Source organism: Heyndrickxia sp. MSNUG, assembly GCF_049532715.1.
Taxonomy (GTDB): domain Bacteria; phylum Bacillota; class Bacilli; order Bacillales; family Cytobacillaceae; genus Mesobacillus.
In genome coordinates, this window is the sequence record NZ_CP150978.1 from 2,991,853 (window position 1) to 3,012,555 (window position 20,703).

Annotated in this window: 19 protein-coding genes and 2 pseudogenes; 2 read left to right on the forward strand and 19 right to left on the reverse strand. The window is 41.7% G+C overall.

The genetic code is table 11. The features are described from left to right. Window positions 1–31 precede the first annotated feature (31 nt). The 13 genes and pseudogenes from AABM38_RS15005 to AABM38_RS15065 form a co-directional block, all read right to left on the reverse strand. Window positions 32–820 (reverse strand): TerC family protein, encoded by a 789-nt coding sequence (locus AABM38_RS15005; protein ID WP_423407155.1) that lies wholly within the window; start codon window positions 818–820, stop codon window positions 32–34. Between the two features lie 88 nt (window positions 821–908). After that, entirely contained in the window at window positions 909–1,490 is a 582-nt protein-coding gene (locus AABM38_RS15010; protein WP_335375601.1) for a TerD family protein, read from the reverse strand. A 109-nt stretch (window positions 1,491–1,599) separates the two neighbouring features. Continuing rightward, complete coding sequence (locus AABM38_RS15015) at window positions 1,600–2,178, reverse strand: YpjP family protein (RefSeq protein ID WP_423407156.1); 579 nt, start codon at window positions 2,176–2,178, stop codon at window positions 1,600–1,602. 353 nt (window positions 2,179–2,531) lie between these two features. Next, window positions 2,532–3,308, reverse strand: a complete 777-nt coding sequence (locus AABM38_RS15020) for a class I SAM-dependent methyltransferase (RefSeq protein WP_423407157.1) — start codon at window positions 3,306–3,308, stop codon at window positions 2,532–2,534. Between the two features lie 85 nt (window positions 3,309–3,393). Then, the gene (locus tag AABM38_RS15025) at window positions 3,394–3,828 is read right to left on the reverse strand and encodes a BrxA/BrxB family bacilliredoxin (protein ID WP_423407158.1); all 435 of its coding nucleotides are present in this window, start codon (window positions 3,826–3,828) and stop codon (window positions 3,394–3,396) included. 75 nt (window positions 3,829–3,903) lie between these two features. Further along, window positions 3,904–5,616 carry a dihydroxy-acid dehydratase gene (gene ilvD, locus AABM38_RS15030; RefSeq protein ID WP_423407159.1) on the reverse strand — a complete coding sequence of 571 codons (1,713 nt, stop codon included), beginning with the start codon at window positions 5,614–5,616 and terminating at the stop codon, window positions 3,904–3,906. A 247-nt stretch (window positions 5,617–5,863) separates the two neighbouring features. Further along, window positions 5,864–6,991, reverse strand: coding sequence for a conserved virulence factor C family protein (locus AABM38_RS15035; RefSeq protein WP_423407160.1), 1,128 nt, complete (start codon window positions 6,989–6,991; stop codon window positions 5,864–5,866). Window positions 6,992–7,219: 228 nt separating this feature from the next. Next, a pseudogene (locus AABM38_RS15040) lies at window positions 7,220–9,102 on the reverse strand (ABC-F family ATP-binding cassette domain-containing protein). Beyond that, window positions 9,099–9,743 (reverse strand): HD domain-containing protein, encoded by a 645-nt coding sequence (locus tag AABM38_RS15045; protein ID WP_423407161.1) that lies wholly within the window; start codon window positions 9,741–9,743, stop codon window positions 9,099–9,101. The pseudogene AABM38_RS15040 and the gene AABM38_RS15045 overlap by 4 nt, the downstream one beginning before the upstream one ends. 302 nt (window positions 9,744–10,045) lie before the next feature. Further along, complete coding sequence (locus AABM38_RS15050) at window positions 10,046–10,684, reverse strand: DegV family protein (RefSeq protein WP_423407162.1); 639 nt, start codon at window positions 10,682–10,684, stop codon at window positions 10,046–10,048. A gap of 52 nt (window positions 10,685–10,736) precedes the next feature. Beyond that, window positions 10,737–10,895 (reverse strand): DegV family protein, encoded by a 159-nt coding sequence (locus AABM38_RS15055; RefSeq protein WP_423407163.1) that lies wholly within the window; start codon window positions 10,893–10,895, stop codon window positions 10,737–10,739. Between the two features lie 264 nt (window positions 10,896–11,159). Further along, entirely contained in the window at window positions 11,160–11,690 is a 531-nt protein-coding gene (locus AABM38_RS15060) for a hypothetical protein (protein ID WP_423407164.1), read from the reverse strand. A gap of 21 nt (window positions 11,691–11,711) precedes the next feature. Continuing rightward, on the reverse strand, window positions 11,712–13,400 hold the full coding sequence (locus AABM38_RS15065) for a formate--tetrahydrofolate ligase (RefSeq protein ID WP_423407165.1): 1,689 nt from the start codon (window positions 13,398–13,400) through the stop codon (window positions 11,712–11,714). A gap of 184 nt (window positions 13,401–13,584) precedes the next feature. Between AABM38_RS15065 and metA the strand changes: the two genes are divergently transcribed. Then, window positions 13,585–14,493, forward strand: coding sequence for a homoserine O-acetyltransferase MetA (gene metA / locus AABM38_RS15070; RefSeq protein ID WP_423407166.1), 909 nt, complete (start codon window positions 13,585–13,587; stop codon window positions 14,491–14,493). Between the two features lie 39 nt (window positions 14,494–14,532). Here metA and AABM38_RS15075 read toward each other — a convergent pair whose 3' ends face one another. Together AABM38_RS15075 and AABM38_RS15080 are read right to left on the reverse strand one after the other, a co-directional pair. Beyond that, the gene (locus tag AABM38_RS15075; protein WP_423407167.1) at window positions 14,533–15,225 is read right to left on the reverse strand and encodes an AIM24 family protein; all 693 of its coding nucleotides are present in this window, start codon (window positions 15,223–15,225) and stop codon (window positions 14,533–14,535) included. A 13-nt stretch (window positions 15,226–15,238) separates the two neighbouring features. Further along, complete coding sequence (locus AABM38_RS15080) at window positions 15,239–15,916, reverse strand: class I SAM-dependent methyltransferase (protein WP_423407168.1); 678 nt, start codon at window positions 15,914–15,916, stop codon at window positions 15,239–15,241. A 130-nt stretch (window positions 15,917–16,046) separates the two neighbouring features. Between AABM38_RS15080 and AABM38_RS15085 the strand changes: the two genes are divergently transcribed. Continuing rightward, window positions 16,047–16,265, forward strand: a complete 219-nt coding sequence (locus AABM38_RS15085) for a DUF3892 domain-containing protein (protein WP_423407169.1) — start codon at window positions 16,047–16,049, stop codon at window positions 16,263–16,265. A gap of 29 nt (window positions 16,266–16,294) precedes the next feature. On the opposite strand, the gene mntR is transcribed toward AABM38_RS15085, so the two are convergent. From mntR to AABM38_RS15105, 4 genes and pseudogenes are all read right to left on the reverse strand, one after another. After that, window positions 16,295–16,717 carry a transcriptional regulator MntR gene (mntR, locus tag AABM38_RS15090; RefSeq protein WP_423407170.1) on the reverse strand — a complete coding sequence of 141 codons (423 nt, stop codon included), beginning with the start codon at window positions 16,715–16,717 and terminating at the stop codon, window positions 16,295–16,297. A gap of 70 nt (window positions 16,718–16,787) precedes the next feature. Continuing rightward, window positions 16,788–18,964 (reverse strand): annotated as a pseudogene (locus tag AABM38_RS15095) (DNA topoisomerase III). Window positions 18,965–19,131: 167 nt separating this feature from the next. Further along, on the reverse strand, window positions 19,132–19,419 hold the full coding sequence (locus AABM38_RS15100; RefSeq protein ID WP_423407171.1) for a hypothetical protein: 288 nt from the start codon (window positions 19,417–19,419) through the stop codon (window positions 19,132–19,134). Between the two features lie 59 nt (window positions 19,420–19,478). After that, window positions 19,479–20,465 (reverse strand): HD-GYP domain-containing protein, encoded by a 987-nt coding sequence (locus tag AABM38_RS15105; protein WP_423407172.1) that lies wholly within the window; start codon window positions 20,463–20,465, stop codon window positions 19,479–19,481. Window positions 20,466–20,703: the final 238 nt, after the last annotated feature.

Below are 20,703 nucleotides of genomic sequence, written 5' to 3' on the forward strand. Positions count from 1 at the left end.
CTAGGTCAGTTCCCTAAAAAAATAATATTTTTTATTGTACGTTTTTCTGCTGCTCATTTTCTTCCGCTTTTTTCTTATTCATATAGTGGACAACGAATGTTGCTCCGAATGTTACAAGTAAAAGAATGAAGAAGTAAATGTGATCAATATGGAATCCGAAAACGCCTGCAAACATTTTTGCAGCGATGATCAGGATTAAGATGTAAGCAGTCGTTTCCAGCTCAGGTACGCGTTCAATCAATTTCAGGAATACACCGGCAACTCCACGCATCATCAATACGCCAAGCATACCGCCGAGCAATAACACCCAAACTTCCTGGCTGATACCAAATGCCGCGAGAACACTGTCAACAGAGAATGCAATATCCATTATTTCAACAGCTGCGACCGTCCCCCAGAATGTGCCGAATAAACGGATAAGAAGCCCGCCCTGCTTAACACCTTCAACTTCTTCGATATCTGGCTCTTCACCTTTTCTCTTATCCATGAAGTATTTAATTGACAGCCAGGCAAGATAGCCGGCTCCAATTACTTTTACCCACCAGAATTCGATCAAATAAACACCAATGCCAATCGCGATAAAACGGAACGCATAGGCTCCAAGCAAACCGTAAAACAATGCTTTCTTTCGCTGTTTCTCCGGTAAGTGCTTAACCATTACAGCCAAAACAAGTGCATTGTCGGCCGACAATAGACCTTCCAGGATCACCAGCGTACCAATCAATCCCCAGCTGACCGGATCCGTTAGAACTCGAACCCACATATCCCAATCAAAAAACTGGGCATAAGTATCTATAAATCCTTGTAATATTTCAGGCATTCTTGTAGTTCCTCCCACTATGTTGAATATATTCTCTATAGAAAGACCCGGCATCGGCCGGGCCTATCATAATCTCACTTATATAATTTTACCCTACTTGCAGCCCAAAGTCTGTAGCAAGTGCTGCCAATCCGCCTTGGTAACCGCTGCCGATTGCGCTGAATTTCCATTCGTTGTTATGGCGGTAAAGCTCTCCGACAACGATTGCTGTTTCGATTGAGAAATCTTCCCCAAGATCATAGCGGATTATTTCTTCATTCGAGCCAGCGTTCAAAATTCTCACATATGAATTAGACACTTGGCCAAAGTTCTGGCGGCGAGCTTCGCCATCATGGATAGTGATAGTAAAAGCAACGCGTTGAACTTGTGCTGGAACTGCTCCAAGATCTACGGTGACTTGTTCATCATCACCATCTCCAGCTCCGGTACGGTTGTCTCCTGTATGTACGACAGAACCATTTCCGCCAGTCGTATTGTTGTAAAATACAAAGTCAGCTTCAGAAGTCACTTTGCCATTATCTCCCAAAAGGAAAACTGACGTGTCAAGGTCAAAATCATTGCCGCCATCATATTTATTAACATCCCATCCGAGGCCGACTACTACCTTTGTCAAACCAGGGTTTGTTTTAGTCAGATCGACTTTTTGGCCTTTTGATAAACTGATTGCCATTTTTTCTACCTCCAAAAATTTATTTCGTTAGTTTTTACGTTTTAATTAGAAGAAAGGTTTCATTTTGCTATAAATATTTTTTCACAAATCCTTTTTAAATTCAAATATATCAACTTTTCCACTTAGGCGGTGTGTTTTTGGCCCAGAAAATTGTTCCCAGTTCATAATGTGTCTGGAAACTATCATGATAAGTATGGTAATGGAAGTTAAACCAGAAGCCATCTTTTGGCGGCTGGTCTCGCCTTACGTGAAAACGGATGATGTCTTTGCCATTGTCATCAGTAATGTGGAAAATCTTCTCTGATTCCCCTCCACCCGGCATCTCGGTGATTCGAAGAGAATTTAATCTTTCTCCAGGATACTGGACAGCTACCATCTCAATTGCCTTTTCAATATTGGGCAGGATCGTTTGCCGGAACTCGTCCTCAATTACTGGTCCGATCTTTTTGCCAAATTTCTGAAACGATTGCATTTCAGCTTCCTTCATTGCCCTGTCTATAAATTTATCCCTTTCGGCCTCCTCATCAAGAGGAGAATCAAAAGTATCATAGTATGAAGTTTCAGCAGATGCAGATTTTTCAGCCCGGTCTGTTGTTGTCAGGAATCCATTCGCCTGGGCAGGTGAAACCATCCCAAATGTAAAGATAGAAATCAGGACGACTAGCGATTTGCGAAGCCATGCTGGCATGTGGATCACTTCCTTTATGTATTAGAAATTTGATTTTCAGTTAAACTATTTATGCTGTTTTCATTTTAAATTACTGCTATTTAATGTTCTTATAACAAAATATCCGAAAAGAGTAAAAAATATTTATAGCATTATTATAACTTGTTTATACGTAAAATTGGGTAAAGGGTTTCAAATTTTTCAAAAATGGTTATAAGGAAATATTAGGGCATTCTTTTCGTGTATTTATAAGGAGGTTAAATTGATGGAGTGGGGTATTGTTGCAATAAGTTTCATTATGCTTGCCTATTTTGTGTATTTGTCAATAGCAGATTAAAAAAGTAAGGTCATAAAAAAGAGTGAGGGAATTTCCCTCATTCTTTTTCGATAACTCCAAAATGGAATTTTGCTGATTTCCGGCGGTTTACTTTAAAGCCAAATTCATCAAATCTTGTGCTTCGAAAATGATCCTTAAGAATGACACGTTTCTTCGCTACCCGAAGGGCATGATCCATCATCTCTTTAGATAGCCCCTCATAAACGGCAAAATGGCTTAATCCTCTGATTCCGTCTGATTCAAAAATCGATTCATCAAACATGGGATCAAAATAAACACAGTCAAAGCTGTCATCATCCAACTTTTTCAAAAAATCATGTGAATATTCATTTACAACATTTATGTTTGCCATCGCCTGATTAATGGCTTCGTAGCCGGAATCCCAGCTTTTCAAGCCAGTTTTAACAAGATAAGACAGTTCCGGCCGGGCTTCTACTCCCGTTACATAACCTCTCGTTCCAACTGCATAACTAGCTACAATGCTGTCTGACCCAAGACCAAGTGTACAGTCGAGAAAGCTCATTCCTGCTGCCAATTTCCCACTCTGAATGAGAGGATCGTTTTCACCATTCATCAGCCTTTTAATTCGGAACATTGCAGAATTCGGGTGAAAAAAGAATGGCTCTTTTTCTCCGAACGGGTAAAGTTCCAGACGTTCTTTGCTAATAACAAGGCAATGATCAGAGAGCTTTTCTTGTATTGCGAAGATCGATCTTTTCTTTCTTGGAACAAATTCCGCATTTAAATCATCAGCAATTTTTCTGGCGTGGGCAGTTATTTCTTCATTCGTCCTGCCCGCTGTTGTCACAAACACCCTTAACACCTCAAATCATATTAAAAAGACATAATTATCCAGAGGAAAAGAAAAAGGACGTCAAATGACATCCTTTCAGAAAACTTTAGCAGTTCGCTTCAAATGCAGAAATCAAGTTATCCATAATTGCTTCCATCGGCTGGCCTTCGATATCATGGCGTGGAATGAAATGAACGACTTCTTTCCCTTTTAACAATGCCATTGATGGTGATGATGGCTCGATGTCTGTAAAATAGTCACGCATTTTAGCTGTAGCTTCTTTATCCTGACCTGCAAACACTGTTACAAGATGATCAGGCTTCTTTTCACTTCTTAATATTGCCTGTGTAGCTGAAGGACGAGCAAGGCCAGCAGCACATCCGCATACAGAGTTAACCACAACCAGCGTAGTTCCTTCTGTGTTCTCAATGAATTTTTCTACTTCTTCAGCTGTCAGTAATTCTTGAAATCCAGCACGTGTCAGCTCTTCACGCATCGGTTTTACCATTTGTCTCATATATTCTTCATATGCCATTGACATTAAAGGATCCCTCCCTACAATAATACAGTTTTAGCATACTATATTTTCAATGTTCAACGCAATAAAAGAACAATATCAAGAATGGACAGGATGCTCTGCCACTGTTTCTTCAAATGAATCGGTAACTGCTCCTTTTGATGAGCAGGATACTAACCTTGCATACTTTGCCAAAGTACCCCTTGATGGCAATGCTGGAGGGTTCCACGTCTGTTTCCGGACAGCAAGCTCAGCATCACTTAAATCAACGCTTAATAGCTTTTCCTCACTATCTATGGTGATTAGATCTCCATTTTTTATCAGGGCTATCGGTCCGCCTACCTGAGCTTCAGGGGCAATGTGACCGACTACAAGTCCATGGCTTCCTCCTGAAAATCTTCCATCTGTCAGTAGGGCTACACTTTCTCCAAGGCCTTTTCCAACAAGGATGCCAGACAGGGAGAGCATTTCTGGCATTCCCGGTCCCCCTTTAGGTCCCTCATACCGAATAACCAGGACATCCCCAGCGACAATTTGGTTTGCCATAACCGCTTTTGAAGCTGATTCCTCATCATCAAACACTTTGGCAGGCCCCGTCATACTCTTTACCTTTAAGCCTGAAACTTTGGCAACTGCCCCATTAGGAGCCAGATTTCCTTTAAGAACTACTAACGGACCGTCTTTTCTTAAAGGTTCGCCTACTGGGTGGATTACTTGCTGACCTGCTTTTAAATCAGGAAATTCCTTCAAGTTCTCTTCGAGCGTTTTTCCAGTAACGGTCAGACAGTCGCCATGCAGCAAGCCTTCTTTTAATAACAGCTTCATTACCGCAGGGACACCGCCTGCTTCGAATAAATCCTGCATCACATACTTGCCGCTCGGCTTTAAATCAGCAATATGAGGTACTCTTTCTTGTAGTCTATTGAAATCCTCAAGTTTAAGATCAACCTCAGCACAATGGGCAATTGCCATTAAATGGAGGATGGCATTAGTGGATCCGCCCAGTGCCATGACAACTGTAATCGCGTTTTCGAACGCCTTCTTCGTTAAAATCTGTCTTGGACGGATGTCTTGCTCAAGCAGTTGATAGACGGCCTTACCTGCTGTGAAACAATCATCGTGCTTGGCTTCTGTTTCTGCCGGATTGGAGGAGCTGCCTGGCAAGCTCATTCCAAGGGCTTCAATAGCACTCGCCATTGTGTTCGCAGTGTACATTCCGCCACAAGAACCGGAACCTGGACATGCATGGCATTCGATTTTTTGAAGCTGCTCATCGCCAATTGCACCCTTGTTGTATTCACCGACCCCTTCAAAGGCAGAAACAATATCAATATCTTTCCCATCCAATTTCCCTGGTTTGATTGTCCCGCCATAAACGAATACAGATGGCAGGTCAATCCTGGCAATTGCCATCAAGCATCCTGGCATATTCTTATCACAGCCTCCGATTGCAACAAACCCATCAAGACTTTCACCCTGTACAACCGTCTCAATCGAGTCTGCGATCAAATCCCTGCTTGGCAATGAATAACGCATGCCATCTGTACCCATCGATATCCCGTCAGAAACTGTAATTGTATTGAAAATAAGCGGTGCGCCACCTGCTGTTCTTGCACCTTCTTTTGCCTTTAAAGCTAGTTTATCAATATGTATGTTACATGGAGTTACTTCGCTCCAGGTACTTGCAATGCCAATCATTGGCTTTTTAAAGTCCTCTGTACTAAAGCCAACTGCCCTTAACATCGCCCTATTCGGCGCCTTTCTCGCATCATCACTGAATACATGACTCTTTATCCTTAAATCCTTTTCCATTGGATCTACCTCCCGATTTTTTATTCATTACAATAAACCTTTTTAAATTCAATTGCAATAATTTTCGAAAAATTATAATAATGTAAGCGAATTCATTTATATATTAAGAAAAAGTACCTATTAGTTCATTGAAAAAAGCAGATCAAAATTTTAGAAATTAGATCGTCTTTCGTTTTTCTTAGTGACTTACGAAAAATAGCCAGGATGCAAATTGCACCCCGGCTGTTTTGTTTACATAATAATATTATTACTTTCTCGCTTCGGTCATCTGCTTCCATACTGATCCTTTTGCTTCCTCACCCAGTTCAATTCGGACTATTGCCAATTTCACCTGCATGCTAACTTCAAATTCCGGATCATTTTCAGCTTCTTTTAGAGCAGGGAGTGCTCTTTCGTCTCCAACCTCATAGAGGAACATCGCAGCACGCCAGCGTACAAGCTTGCTCGGATCTTTCAATGCCTCCATCATTTCATCCATCGCTTCAGGATGGCCAAGATCAGACAAGCAGTCCCCAGCGGTCCTTCTCACTGTGACAGTTTTATCCTTTAATGCTTTATATAGCAGCGGCAGCGCTTCTTTTTCCTCGATCATACCGAGATAAACTGTTGCCAGCCTGCGAATGGATGCCTTCTCATCATGCAGCGCTTTTTCAAGCAGTTGCAAATCCTCAACAGTTGGATCCTCCATTTGCTCTAGAAGCTGGTACCTTATACGCCAATCTGGATCATCCAAATCGTCTGCTTTAATTCTTATTTTTTTCTTCGCAGATTTTATTTGTGTTTCCTGCGCAGGATTTTGTGCAACCATCACAAGCTCCTTCAGTCTATCAGGAGGATAGGCTGCGAGAAGTTCTTCGACCACTTCATTTCCTACCTGTTCAAATTCGCCGTATCTGACTCCAAGCTCCTTCCACCTGCGGACCATAACGATATTATCCTCAGGAGACTGGACTTCTCCAATGCTCTTTACAAAAAGATCAGGAAGGCCGAAGCGCTTCTCTTCAGTTCCATCTGTTAATTTAACTTGCATCGGAATACCTTTGTACATCTGAACTTGAACTTTAATTTCTCCAAAATGCTCATTTATTTTTGGTGTGCCATCGCTTGACTCCTCAGTTTCCTGACCAAAGGCTTTTCTCACCTCAGGTAAAATAGCCTGCCAGTCAAATTTCGCATTCCTCTCTACTGCAAGGAAATCTGCTACATGGTAAACACCTTTCACACCTTTGATGTCGAGTATATTAACAATAACATCAGGTGCTCCGGCTGCAGCATCCTTCTTGTAATTATTGCTTTTGCCCATAGGAAGCTCTTCATCCAGATTTATTTTCATTGTATTCGGACTCGGTGTTGGTTCAATCGATAAAATTTTCACATTCCCACCCCTTTGTAATTATTAGGAATGAAGCCATTTTAACATAACATAATGTGGATAGCATCGAGAGTCACTTATCATGGGTAAGCAATTTTAAATACACCTTCCAGCTAAATTCAACAATTCCTGTGTTGATGTATTAAATATAGTTACATGTCGTGGATTTCACCCTTGTAACAGAAATACTGACTCAGAAGGTCCCATTCACGACCTTTTGAGTCAGCCTTTTTACTCCTCTTCTGCAAGTTCACTTAAATAACTCCATCTTTCAATCAAATACTCAAGCTTTTCATTCAGCTCAGCCTCTTCATTTACCAAAGCCTGTCCTTTTTCAAAATCGCTGCCGATATTCGCCATCTCACCCTGGATTGCTTCAAGACGATTTTCAGTTTCGGCTATCTTATCATCAATTTCTTCGTACTCTTTTTTATCCTTGTAGCTCATTCTCTTTTTCTTCGGCTTTTCAGCAGGTTCTGCTTTTTCTTTCTTTGAAACAGCAAGATCAGCTGCTGGCTTTGGACGCTTTTCAAGATAATCTGAATAATTGCCAAAATAAAGTGCTGTTCTGCCTTCGCCTTCAAGCACCAATACCTGATCAACAACCTTATCAAGGAAATAGCGGTCATGGGATACACTTATGACAACTCCGGGGAAGTCTTCAAGATAGTCTTCCAATACAGTCAAAGTCTGGGTGTCAAGGTCATTCGTCGGTTCATCCAGGAGCAGGACGTTTGGTTCTTCCATTAATAGTTTTAACAGATACAGCCTGCGCTTTTCTCCGCCTGAAAGTTTCCGGATAGGAGTACCATGAGCATAGGGAGGAAACAGGAATCTTTCAAGCATTTGCGCAGCTGAAATGGTCTTCCCATCAGTCGTATGGACAATCTCCGCCGTTTCTTTCAGGTATTCTATCACTCGCTTATTTTCATCCATATCTTCGTTTTCCTGTGTATAATAAGCTATCTTGACGGTTTGTCCTGTAATGATTTCCCCTGAATCCAAATGAATTCTGCCAGAAAGGATATTCAGCAAAGTTGATTTACCTGTGCCATTTCGGCCAATGATTCCCAATCTGTCGCCACGCTTTACCAGCAAATTGAACTGATCTAGAATGACCTTGCCATCATAATTCTTGGTAGCATCTTTTAATTCCAGCACCTGTTTACCCAGTCTGCTTCCACTAAGTGAGATTTCCAGTTTTTCAGATGACTTCACATTTGAAACCTCGTCGTCAAGCTGATCAAAACGCTGGATCCTTGCCTTTTGTTTGGTCGTTCTGGCTTTGGCTCCCCTTCTGATCCATTCAAGCTCCTGCCTGAATAAGTTCTTCTTTTTTCAAAAGATGCAGCTTCATTTTCTTCCCGGATTGCTTTGGCTTCAAGGAAACTCGCATAGTTCCCTTTATAGCTATATAACGATCCTCCGTCCAACTCAAAAATTCTGTTCGTCACCCTATCCAGGAAATAACGATCATGCGTCACAAGTAAAAGGGATCCTGAATATCTCGATAAGTAGTCTTCAAGCCATTTTACTGTTTCATAATCAAGATGGTTCGTAGGTTCATCAAGTATTAACAAGTCTGGTGATTCTATTAAAACTTGCGCCAGTGCAACACGCTTCTTCTGTCCACCTGATAGCTCATGCATTTTCTTCGAGAAATCAGTGATACCCAGCTGCATTAAAATCGACTTTGCTGCTGTATTTGCATCCCATCCATCTGAGCTGTCCATCTGTCTCTGCAATTCAAAAAGTTTTTCCTGCAGTACATTGTCTTCAGGCTTGCTGACCAAATCAGATAGAACCAACTCATAATCCCTCATCAATTTGAGGATTGGCGCATCCCCGCTGAATACTTGATCAAGGACCGTCCGCCCTGGTTCCATTTCTGGCTGCTGTGAAAGATAGGAAATTTTATAGTCTTTTGCAATTATGATATCTCCTGAATCAGGCTGGTCGATGCCTGCGACAATTTTAAGCAATGAAGATTTTCCTGTACCGTTCACTCCAATAAGACCAACTCTTTCACGCTCACCAATCGTAAAAGAAATCCCTTTGAATAATTCTTTTTCCCCGTATGTTTTCGTCACGTTCTCAATCGTGATCATCTTCATGCCTTACCATTCCATTCACTGTAAAATTGTGCAAGGAAGCTTTCCATGAATGCATGCCTTTCCTCAGCAAGCTTCTTTGCTTGTTCAGTATTCATTTTATCTTTCAGCTTCAATAATTTTTCATAAAAATGATTGATAGAAGAACTATCGCCACTACGATATTCTTCCATGGTCATATCTTCCCTGACAGAAATGCCAGGATCGAAAATCGGGTGTCCTTTCTTGCCCCCATATGCAAATGTCCGGGCAATCCCAATCGCCCCAAGTGCATCCAGGCGGTCTGCATCCTGGACTATTTCAGCTTCAAGGCTGTTAAGTTCAATCTCTCGGCCCCCTTTAAAGGAAACCGTTTCGATACAATTCTTTATTAAATCGGCAATATCGCTCTCAAGCTCAAGTTCTGACAAAAACGAATCCAGCTTAGACCATCCGGCTTCTTCTGACTCGTTCAACTTTTCATCAGGTATGTCATGAAGCAAGGCTGCCATTTCTATAATGAACCAATCTCCTTTTTGTTCTTTGCTCCATATTAAACGGGCATTCTTCCTGACTCTGTCAATATGGTGCCAGTCATGCCCGGATGAATCCTTGCCTAATTCTTTTTTTACAAATGCCTCTGCGGCTTCAATCTTCTCTCTCATTTACTGCACCTACTTTCCTTCGGAAACTATTTTACCATATAGAATGCAACCGACTGTAGATATGTATTTTTACCATGGAAGAACGGATTTGCATAGGAGTCTAACCTATAGAAACATTCATTCCCCTGTTTTCTTGCCATACATTATTCCAATGGACATTGTTGTATCATTCATTGCCCTATTCTCCTGTTATGCCTTGTTCCAGAGGGCCTTATTGAATCTTGCACCGCCCGATTTTCATGCCACTCATATTCTAATGTAGATTTTTAATATTTCCAAAAAGAAAAAGTGCCAATTGGCACTTAAACGTTTGCGTTATTCCAGCTGATACCTATGGTATGTTCCCCAGCATGAACGCCGATGACTGCTCCTATAGGGCAGCTTTTGAATTTAATAGATGGAAATTCGTTTTCCAGCTGGGATTGCCAGTCGTCCGCTACCTCTTTATGCAGACCGTAAAGGATATAAACTTCTTTAACCTTATGCTTTTCTTGGGATGACCTTAAATAATCGAACATTTTTTCCCGTGCTTTTTTGTCGCTTCGCACTTTATCCTTTGTATTTAAGCCGCCGTCCTCGATACTGATGATTGGTTTAATGCTCAGCATGCTGCCAAGGTAAAACTGTAATCCTGACATACGTCCGCTTCTATGGAGCTGCTGCAGGCTGCCAACCATTACATACGTTTCATTTGAATCACGCAATATCTCCAGCTTTTCCTTAATCTCTTCAATACTTGCACCTTCTTCTGCCAATGCAATGCCCTTCTTTAATTGGGATGTCAACGGAAATGTTAATATCTTCGAGTCGAATGTAATTACAGGGACATCTACTGATTGAGATGCCTGTACGCTCGAAGCAACTGTTCCGCTTAGCTTGGCAGAGACAAGAATAGAAAAAACCGCATCATAATCTTTTGCCAGCTGCTCGTACAATTCCATGAAAACCCCTACAGGTGGCTGTGATGTCTTGGGTGGTGTTTTTAAGCTTTTTTTATCTTTCGTATAATTCTTCAGCAGTTAAATCTTTCCCATCTAAATATTCTACATTGTCTAATACTATGGTCATTGGCACTTGATATACATCAGGGTGATTTCTTAGTTCTTCATCTAAATAAGCTGTACTGTCAGTTACCCATGCGATTTTTTTCAAACGCTCTCCTCCTTTTATAAAATGGCTGTGTAAAACTTGTCTGTTGATTTCCGCTCCAGGCGCTTCGCTTTCCGGGGGGCGTCAGGTGAGCCTCCAGGAGTCTTCGCGCCTTCCGCTCCAATCAACAGGTGCTAAAAAATCAACATTGTACTTTAACACAGCCTACAAAATAAATGTATTTCTTCATAGTATTACTAGATTATTCTGAAAACTACAGACAAATTCCTGCCTAACATGGCAGGAAACAATGATTCTATTGAATTTTTAAGACAATGAGGCTTTGAGCTTTACCAAGGATTGAATCATATAACCAATCATTTCTGTGAGATCGTCAATCTGATTCTCGTAAATGAGTCTGTTAAAGGAGATTGATGCTTTATTCTTTACATGGGATGAGTCCACTAAAGCGTGAATCTGGGCGATTTGTTCAATCGCCCGGCCAGATCCCCAAATCTCTTCTAAAACAGTATGAATCTTTTTGTAAAGACTTGATTCATTACGATGGATCAGTGAAAAGTGAATAACGACTATACATCCTGCAAGGTGCGTGGCATGCTTCAGGTCCATTAGCTCGGCAGAAAGATTTTCGAGACCCGCCTCGAGTGTCATAGTCGCAGTGACACCTGAATGTTCATCACCTGGCAGACAGCATGTTATTTCATATTTTCGCGACAGCTTTGCAGTGTTAATCCAGTCATTTCGGTCCATGACCAATATTTCGCCACTTAAATCTCTGTCATAAATTTCGCCTTCGATCACGACTTTGATATTTTCAAATGCTGTCGGGTCAAACATGAATTCCCACTCCTTCTTTACCTAAAAGAGACCTACTGCGTTTCCATCCTCATCGACATCCATATTAAGGGCAGCGGGAAGCTTAGGAAGTCCAGGCATTGTCATTACTTCACCTGTCAAGGCCACGATGAATCCTGCACCTACAGATGGCTTTAATTCTCGCACTGTAATCGTGAATCCGGAAGGCCTTCCAAGCTTTTGCGGATCATCAGAAAGAGAATATTGCGTTTTCGCCATACATACTGGAAGAACTCCCCATCCATAGGCTTCAAACTCACTAAGCTGTTTCTTAGCTTTTGGTGAAAATTCTACTCCATCAGCCCCATAAACCTGGCTGGCGATTGTCTGGATTTTCACTTCCAGAGGGTCCGACAAGTCATATAAATGGGCAAAGGTATTTTCGCTGCTGCTGATCACATCAAGCAATGTTTCAGCCAGTGCCAGACCTCCAGCTCCGCCCTTTTCCCACACTTCAGTCAGCGCAGCCGGAATTCCTGCATCTCCGCATAATTCCAGTAATGTATTTGTTTCAAGCTCGGTATCAGTTATAAATTTATTAATCGCCACGATATACGGAAGACCGAAACCGGCAATTGTCTCGACATGCTTCTTCAAGTTCGTAAAGCCATCTCTTAATGCCTGCACATCTTCTTTTACAAGCTCAGTTTTTTTCATCCCGCCATGCATTTTGAGGGCCCTTATTGTAGCGACAATCACAACAGCAGCAGGTTGGATTCCAGCAGTCCTTGCCTTGATATTAAGAAACTTTTCCGCACCCAGATCTGCCCCGAATCCTGCTTCGGTTACCACAAAGTCTGCAAGCTTCGAAGCCGCATCCGTCGCTATTACACTATTACACCCATGGGCAATGTTCGCAAAGGGTCCGCCGTGGATCAATGCAGGTGTATGTTCAATTGTCTGAACAAGATTCGGTTTTACTGCCTCCTTGAGCAGAAGTGTTAACGCACCTTCAACTCCGAGGTCTCCAACAGTGACAGGCTGCCTGTTATAATCATAAGCTACGACCATTTTTGCCAGCCTGCGCTTTAAATCTTTCAAATCGCTGGCAAGGCATAGAACCGCCATAATTTCAGAAGCCACTGTAATATCAAAGCCGTCTTCACGAGGAACTCCCTGCATGGGTCCTCCAAGACCAATGACAACTTTTCTTAAAGCGCGGTCATTAAGATCAAGCGCTCTTTTCCAAACGATCCTGCGCTGATCAATATTAAGCTGATTGCCCTGCTGCAGATGATTATCAATCAATGCTGCCAGAGCATTATTGGCGGTTGTAATTGCGTGAAGGTCACCAGTAAAGTGCAGGTTGATGTCTTCCATTGGAAGAACCTGTGCATAACCTCCACCCGTTGCGCCTCCCTTGATCCCCATTGTCGGTCCTAAAGAGGGCTCACGCATCGCGATCATTGTTTTTTGGCCGAGTCTGTTCAAAGCATCTGCAAGGCCGACAGTCACTGTGGACTTTCCCTCTCCAGCTGGAGTCGGGTTAATTGCAGTAACAAGAATGACCCTACCGCTTTCTTTCGTTTTAAGTTTTGCAAGAGCTTCTCCTGAGAGCTTAGCCTTGTATTTTCCAAACAGCTCGATTTCATCGGCATCGAGAGCGAGCTTAGCTGCAATTTCCGTAATTGGTTTCATTTTACTTTCACGAGCAATTTCAATATCTGACTTAACTTGAATATTCGTTTCCATCCACAATACCCCCAGATATTCTATATATGCTTACCAATTTATATTCTACCATCTCAACAAAGCGATCAGGATAAAAATATTCATATGACACAAAAATATCCCTTTAGTCAATTGCTCCGTCAAAGAATTCAGATTATAATAAACTTTATTACAATTCGAGCTGCTTTTTAAAGGAGGTTATCTCATGCCAATTAAAATACCATATCATCTTCCTGCAAGAGAGATTCTGGAGAAGGAAAATATTTTCATCATGGATGAAGGCCGGGCTGCACAACAGGATATCCGTCCTCTCAATATTTTAATCCTTAACCTGATGCCAGAGAAAGAGAAGACAGAAAGACAGTTGCTGCGACTGCTTGGGAATACTCCTCTCCAGGTGAATATCAATTTCTTAAAAACAGCTTCATATGAATCCAAAAACACATCAAGTTATCATCTGGAAGAATTTTACCAGACCTTTGAACAGGTAAAGGAAAAAAAGTATGACGGGATGATCATTACTGGGGCACCTATTGAACTCCTCGATTTCGAGAACGTGGAGTATTGGGAGGAACTCACGCAAATTTTAAGCTGGACAGATCAGAACGTTACCTCCACCTTGCATATATGCTGGGGCGCACAGGCTGCATTGTACTTCCATTATGGAATCGGAAAATACGAGCTTCCAAAAAAGTGCTCTGGGGTATACATGCATCATGTACTGGATAGGAAAGCGAAACTCTTGAGAGGGTTTGACGATGTATTCAAAGCACCACATTCCAGAAATACTGATGTATCAATTGATGAATTGATGAAAAATAAGGATCTTAAGCTGCTCGCCTCCTCAGAAGAAGCAGGGCCCTTAATCATCTCATCAGCTGATGGCAAAAGAATCATGATTACTGGACACTTGGAATACGAAGGTTCAACATTAGCCGAAGAATACGCCCGCGATAGAGCAAAAGGGATTTCAATCCATATGCCTGAATATTATTTCCCCAAGGATAATCCTGTTGAGACGCCGTTAAACAGCTGGCGGTCGCATGCACACTTATTCTTTTCTAATTGGCTCAATTATTACGTATACCAGGAAACACCATATGTTTGGGATTAACAGCAAAGAGAGGCATCGTGGTCGATGCCTCTCTTTTGTTTATGCTTGAGGAGCATAGTATACTTCCTCAAATGGCTGGACAACGACAAATCCTTCACCGCTGAATTTCATTTGTATCGATTCTCCGCTTCCTCGGCCAAGGAAGGTTTTTAACGAAATATCAGTGACGAAATCGGGCTGCAAATTCCCTGACCATGCCACTGTCGCATTTGGATCTGTATATACGGGATTATCCTCGCTGACAAGAAGTGTCAACGGTTCATAATGAGACGTAATTGCTACCATTCCTGTTCCCTCTAGCCGAACATTGAACAATCCTCCTGACAGCATTCCAGCCACTCGCCGCATCAATTTGATATCCCAGCTGATGGAAGGTTCGAATGCAAGAAGATCATTTCCGTTAACAAATATGGATTCGTTCTGAAGGTATAAAATCGATATTTTTTTCCCTTGGTCTGCCAAATAAAGCTTCCCATTTCCGGTTGCTTTCATGAGTGAAGTACCCTCACCTGTCAAAGCTTTCTTGAACATCTTTCCCAGACCATGCTCGAGAATTCCTTCTCGTTCAAACTTGATATTTCCTCGGTAAGACACCATTGCCCCAGCTTTTGACCACACCTGTCCATTCAAGTTGATTTCCAGCATTCTAGGAGTCTCAATTTCGAATAACCCTTCCCCTTTATCCTGCTGTTTTGTATTACTCACAAATTCCCCGATTGAATATCGACTCATTCCCTTTTCCTCCTTACTTATTCAGTTGAAACATAAAGACCCACATAAAGGAAAGTGATTGTTGAAGTTCGCTTGGCAGTGATCCAAGAACGAGCTGTTCCGCAGCCTTTTTATAAACCCCATACTCGCCGACCTTCTTCCAGCCATTTTCAACCGCTAGCCTTTCAAGTTCCCAGGGCATGATTGTATTGCAAATCACATCATCGCCATATAGTCTTTGAAAGCTATTAATTCTTGGACCCGCTGTCGGCCCTAAAATGCCAATGCAGGCAAAGCCATCTGGTTTCAATATCCTGGCAGCTTCGTTTAATGATTTATATGGGCTTATTGTCCATTCAAAGGAATTGATCGCCATAACCGCTTCAAATGCGTCACCCTGAATTCCGCAATTTGATAATTCCGCTTTATGAAATACAATATTTTTATTTCGGGGATTCTCCCGGGCTTTTTCCAGCATTTCATCCGAAACATCGATTCCTGTGACTTTATATCCTTCTTCTGCTAATTTCTCTGATCCAATTCCATCTCCGCAGCCCAAGTCGCACACAGCGGCGCCTTCTGGAACGTATTTTTTAATGAAAGAGACAATATCTTTCCTGCTTCCTGTTTCCCACATCCCCCTGCTTCGGGAGTTCCAGGACGATGCCATTCCGTTCCATTTTTTCTCTGATTCCAATTCCCAATTGAACATATCCTCTTGTTCACCTGCCTAGTTTCTATTAACTGCATCCTTAGTTATTTCGTGATAAAAACATAATTTCCTTTTTAGTTTATTTTTCAAGATAAAGTGCAAGACTAGAAGGATGAAAGGAGAGGATTTTATGGATCCAGAGCAATTAGTTGCGATTCACAAAAACCATGCCGGCGAGATCATCAGCTTCCAGACCTCAAGCGGACGGATTATTTCTTATCGAAAGGCTTTGAATGAAGCGGAAGCAGGAACCATAACTGGAGTTAATATCAATGAGACTGATGAGGGTTCTGCATCTTTGGTTTCCGCTGATGGGCTAGAGCTAAATCAATTTCCGGATATATACTAAAAAACACCTGACGGATGTCAGGTGTTTTTTCACTCTTCTTCATTCTGCTTCTGGATTGCCCTTAACTCTTCTACTCGGGATTCATCTTCTTCAAAGTATTGAACGAGGTCCCCAATCCTGTCGATTGCGTCCCAGCTTAAATGATGTTCAATTCCTTCAACATCATTGTAAATATTCTCATCCTTAACGCCAATCACCTTAAGTAATTGTTCCAGCAATTCATGGCGGTAAACCAATCGCTTGCCGGTCTTAATTCCCTTTGGTGTCAGCATCAGGCCGCGATATTTTTCATACACTAAAAATTGATCCTTATCAAGCTTCTGGACCATCTTGGTTACCGAGGAGGGATGGACGGATAATGCTTCTGCGATATCCGATACACGGGCATAGCCCTTCTCTTCTATCAAAATATATATTTGTTCAATGTAATCTTCCATACTGGGTGTTGTCATCCCTTGACCTCCAATGCTTAAACAATAGCCATATTAAAGTGTACTATAGAAGAACAGGAGTGACAAGGCGCTATCCTTCTTGCTTGATTGGCTGAATTGCTAAATCAAACTTTAATTTTTTTTCCTGCTCGTCCCAATATAGCATGGCGGCAAACGGTTTATCTTTTCCCTGGAAACCTTCAATGACATCCGTTTTACCTTCTGCTAACAGTTTTTTGATATTTTTTTGGGTAACCGTTTTACCAAGGATCTGTTTGGACAGCGTGAAATCACATTTTGTTTTCTGATAGTTAGAACAGCCATAAAAAGCCCCTTTATCGACTACCATCCCATCACACTTTTTGCATTTGCCGAGGCTCGTGCTTCTTCGGGCACCGCCGCTCTTCTTCCCAGGTACGAAGGCACTGGTCAATTCCTCTGAGAATGTCCAGCCCGATGACCCTTCAGATGTTTCAGCTACAAGGTGCTTTATCATTTTAGAGGTTTGGTCAATAAATTGTTTAGGTGACGCTTCCCCCTCGCCGATTTGGTGCAGCCGCTGTTCCCATTTTGCTGTCATTTCAGGTGAGGCAAGCACTTGTCCGCCAATGGCAGCAACGAGGATTTTCGCTTTGGCTGTTGCATAGACGAGATTCTTTTTAACATCAATATAAGCGCGGTCCTTAAGCATTGTAATGATACCTGCCCTGGTTGCTTCAGTTCCAAGACCTTCTGCCTTCATCAGTACCTTTTCGAGTTCTTTATCTTCGATATGTTTTCCAGCTGTTTTCATAAGTGTTATCAACTGGCCTTCTGTCAGCCTTTTGGGCGGCTGTGTTTTGCTTTCCTTTACTTCAGCTTTCACTACATTGCCGGTTTCTCCTTGTTGAACTGGCGGTAACTCAGGCTCTTTATCTGCTTCTTTTTGCGGAAGAACTTTCTTCCAGCCCTCTTCCAGCTGAACCTTGCCTTTTGAAATAAATTCAGCCCTGCCATCGACAACGGTTTTTATCGTTGTATACTCCGCGGCATATGGTCCATAATGAGCTGCTATCAAGGTTCTCGCAAGTAAGTCATAAAGCTTTTGCTCATCTCCTGACAGCCTGCTCAGGTTAGGCACCTGTTCCGTCGGGATTAGGGCGTAGTGGTCGGTTACCTTCTTTTCGTTCACATACCGCTTATTATTTTTTATTGACGATATCGGAAGAGGAAAAAAAGGTTCATAATCAGATATTGCCTGCAATTTGTTTAAAATTGCAGGAAATCCTTCAGCTTCTCCTGGTGTAACATACCTGGAATCTGAACGAGGATAGGATACAATTCCTCTTTGATAGAGTCCCTGCAGGATATCCAGTGTTTTTTTCGGCGACATTTTAAAACGGCGGTTCGCCTCAGCCTGTATCGCTGAAAGGTTGTACAATAATGGAGGAAGGAATTCCTTTTTCTCAGAATTCACTTCAGCAGCAATAGCCTCTTTCCCATTACAAAAAGCGGCAATCTTATCAGCCATTTCCTTAGAGGAAATTCTTGAATCTCCGTCTTTCTCCCATTTCCCGCTGTATTTTTTGCTATTGATATTAAACTTCCCTAACACTTCCCAAAACGGCTCAGAGACAAAATTTTCTATCTCCATCTCCTTCTTGACAATCAAGGCAAGAGTGGGAGTTTGTACCCTTCCTACTGAAAACACGTCCGAATATCCCTTCTTCTGAAGGAGAATCGTGTAGAGCCTAGAAGCATTCATTCCCACAACCCAATCAGCACATGCCCTTGTATAGGCTTCAAAATATAAGTTTTTAGTATCAGACTCGTTTAGTAATTTCTGAAACCCCTCTTTTATTGCTTTTGGAGTAAGCGAAGAGATCCAAAGTCTTTTCATCGGTTTCGTGCATCCTGCAAGGCGGAGAACGTTCCGGATGATCAGCTCACCCTCTCGCCCAGCATCTCCTGCATGAATAATCTCCGAAACCTGGGGATCTGAAGCCAGTTTTTTTATAATGGTGAATTGTTTTGCTTTCGATTTAACAACTTCATATTTAAATTGCTCTGGAATTATCGGCAAAGTTTCGATTGACCACTTTTTCCATGAAGGGTTGTATTTTTCTGGGGAAGACAGCTCAGTTAGGTGTCCGATCGCCCATGAAACATATGCCCCTTTCGGAAAGATGTCATTAGGCAGGATTTCTATGAATCCTTCCCTTTTTTCGTTTTAAATACGGAGGCCAGCGTCCTGCCCTGGTCAGGCTTTTCCGCAACAATCAGTTTCATATTCTCCTCCTGTGTTACATTAATAAGCTCTTAGAATTAGTCTAGAATTCTATTTTATATGTTCGTCGCCATTAGCGTAAAGGACTTTTATCTCAGGATAAACCAGACAATAAAGAATTCTACTGATAATTAAACAGGCAGCTGATTCCTCAGCTGCCCTCTAAAAATTATTTCTCAAAAGGTTCAATTGTGTTTTGGTCGTTGATGTACCACCGATCCCTGGAAACAACAGCGGAGACTGTTAAGATTAAAGAAGGGACTTTTTCTATCCGGATCACTATAGCCCCTATCAGCTGATGGAAAATGACAAAGGACTCACCATGTGAAAAAGCTGCCCACTGCGGCCCCATAAGGGCAATCGACCGGATGATGTCCTCTTTTTCTTTTGCTTCAAGGGAAAGATGCGGAGAAAAAATAATGATCCAATTCTCATCGCCAATTGAAAAACGGTACATGCCCTCACCCTTTTATAGATCTTAATAGACTATTAAAAGATATGAATGGGTCCCGTGAATTATACCCCTACGATGGAATCATTTAAAACCCTGGAAATCCGCAAACCTCGGTTCAGCCTTAAATCGATTAGCGTATCTTCTGACTTGATCAGGGCCCTTAAAGGCTCATATGGATCAACCATAATAATCGTGCCTTCTTCACCACTGCTTAAGAGCACACGGCGGCCAACAAGGCTGTCCATTATCTTAAACAGGAAAACCATCATTATTTTTGGATCAAACTTACCAAAGACATCATTTTGCATTTGCGAAATGACGATGTGGAATGGTTCAGCCTGATGATAAACCCTGGAAGATGACATCGCATGGTAAACATCAGCTATTGCGACGACTTTAGCAAGCTTGTCTATTTTTTCGCTCTGCAGATGGAAGGGATAACCTCCGCCGTCCTCTCGTTCATGATGCTGTAGGGCAATTAATGCCACCCGTTCGTTTATTTCTGGAATATCCTGCAGCAATTTATAACCATACACTGTATGGCGCTTCATTTCTCTGTATTCTTCCTGAGTCAGTCTGCCAGGCTTATTAAGGATAACCGAAGGCACTCTTGCTTTACCTATATCATGAAGGGTAGCTCCAAGTGAAAGGTCAAACAATTCTGTTTGGCTCAAATTCAGCCACTTTCCAATTAATGTTGCAATGATTCCGACACAAACAGTATGTCGGTAAGTATATTCGTCTTTACTCTTTAATTCATAGAATAGATGATAAATATGTGGAATCTCCGCAGCTTGTCTGATTGCCGGCATAATATCATTCTTGATTTCGTTAATCGGCACCACACCCGTTTTGGCAACGATATCAAATATTTCTTCCATTTGTCTTGACGCAGCATTAATTTTTTTGGCAACTTCATCTAGACTGCTAATTACCTTACGTTGTACTGGCTGGCTCTTATTGACATCACTATTTCTTATAGAATCTAATAACCTGTCTATTTCCTGATCTGATAAAGAAGTTAAAGCTGAGGGAGCGGCTTTTTTCATTAGTACCCTCCTATAATCGCTATAATTCGGCTTCAGATTATACTCTTTCTAATGGAACATAAAAAAAGAAATCCAGCCCTGATAAGAAAATAATAACAAATTTTTCCGAAAATAGGAATGGGAGAGATGTAAAAATCAATTTATTTATAATTTATTAAATTTTTAGATTATTGCAATATAATGCGCTTTCATTTCTTGACTGTTAAGTGCCCATTATTGTATATTTAATACATCATTT

Bases quoted from the DNA above. Each gene is read 5' to 3' on its own strand.
- AABM38_RS15005 (WP_423407155.1), bottom strand. From the start codon at position 820: ATGCCTGAAATATTACAAGGATTTATAGATACTTATGCCCAGTTTTTT.
- AABM38_RS15010 (WP_335375601.1), bottom strand. From the start codon at position 1,490: ATGGCAATCAGTTTATCAAAAGGCCAAAAAGTCGATCTGACTAAAACA.
- AABM38_RS15015 (WP_423407156.1), bottom strand. From the start codon at position 2,178: ATGCCAGCATGGCTTCGCAAATCGCTAGTCGTCCTGATTTCTATCTTT.
- AABM38_RS15025 (WP_423407158.1), bottom strand. From the start codon at position 3,828: ATGTCAATGGCATATGAAGAATATATGAGACAAATGGTAAAACCGATG.
- ilvD (WP_423407159.1), bottom strand. From the start codon at position 5,616: ATGGAAAAGGATTTAAGGATAAAGAGTCATGTATTCAGTGATGATGCG.
- AABM38_RS15045 (WP_423407161.1), bottom strand. From the start codon at position 9,743: ATGAGAGAGAAGATTGAAGCCGCAGAGGCATTTGTAAAAAAAGAATTA.
- AABM38_RS15050 (WP_423407162.1), bottom strand. From the start codon at position 10,684: ATGGAATTGTACGAGCAGCTGGCAAAAGATTATGATGCGGTTTTTTCT.
- AABM38_RS15060 (WP_423407164.1), bottom strand. From the start codon at position 11,690: ATGTTTGACCCGACAGCATTTGAAAATATCAAAGTCGTGATCGAAGGC.
- AABM38_RS15065 (WP_423407165.1), bottom strand. From the start codon at position 13,400: ATGGAAACGAATATTCAAGTTAAGTCAGATATTGAAATTGCTCGTGAA.
- metA (WP_423407166.1), top strand. From the start codon at position 13,585: ATGCCAATTAAAATACCATATCATCTTCCTGCAAGAGAGATTCTGGAG.
- AABM38_RS15075 (WP_423407167.1), bottom strand. From the start codon at position 15,225: ATGAGTCGATATTCAATCGGGGAATTTGTGAGTAATACAAAACAGCAG.
- AABM38_RS15080 (WP_423407168.1), bottom strand. From the start codon at position 15,916: ATGTTCAATTGGGAATTGGAATCAGAGAAAAAATGGAACGGAATGGCA.
- AABM38_RS15085 (WP_423407169.1), top strand. From the start codon at position 16,047: ATGGATCCAGAGCAATTAGTTGCGATTCACAAAAACCATGCCGGCGAG.
- mntR (WP_423407170.1), bottom strand. From the start codon at position 16,717: ATGACAACACCCAGTATGGAAGATTACATTGAACAAATATATATTTTG.
- AABM38_RS15100 (WP_423407171.1), bottom strand. From the start codon at position 19,419: ATGTACCGTTTTTCAATTGGCGATGAGAATTGGATCATTATTTTTTCT.
- AABM38_RS15105 (WP_423407172.1), bottom strand. From the start codon at position 20,465: ATGAAAAAAGCCGCTCCCTCAGCTTTAACTTCTTTATCAGATCAGGAA.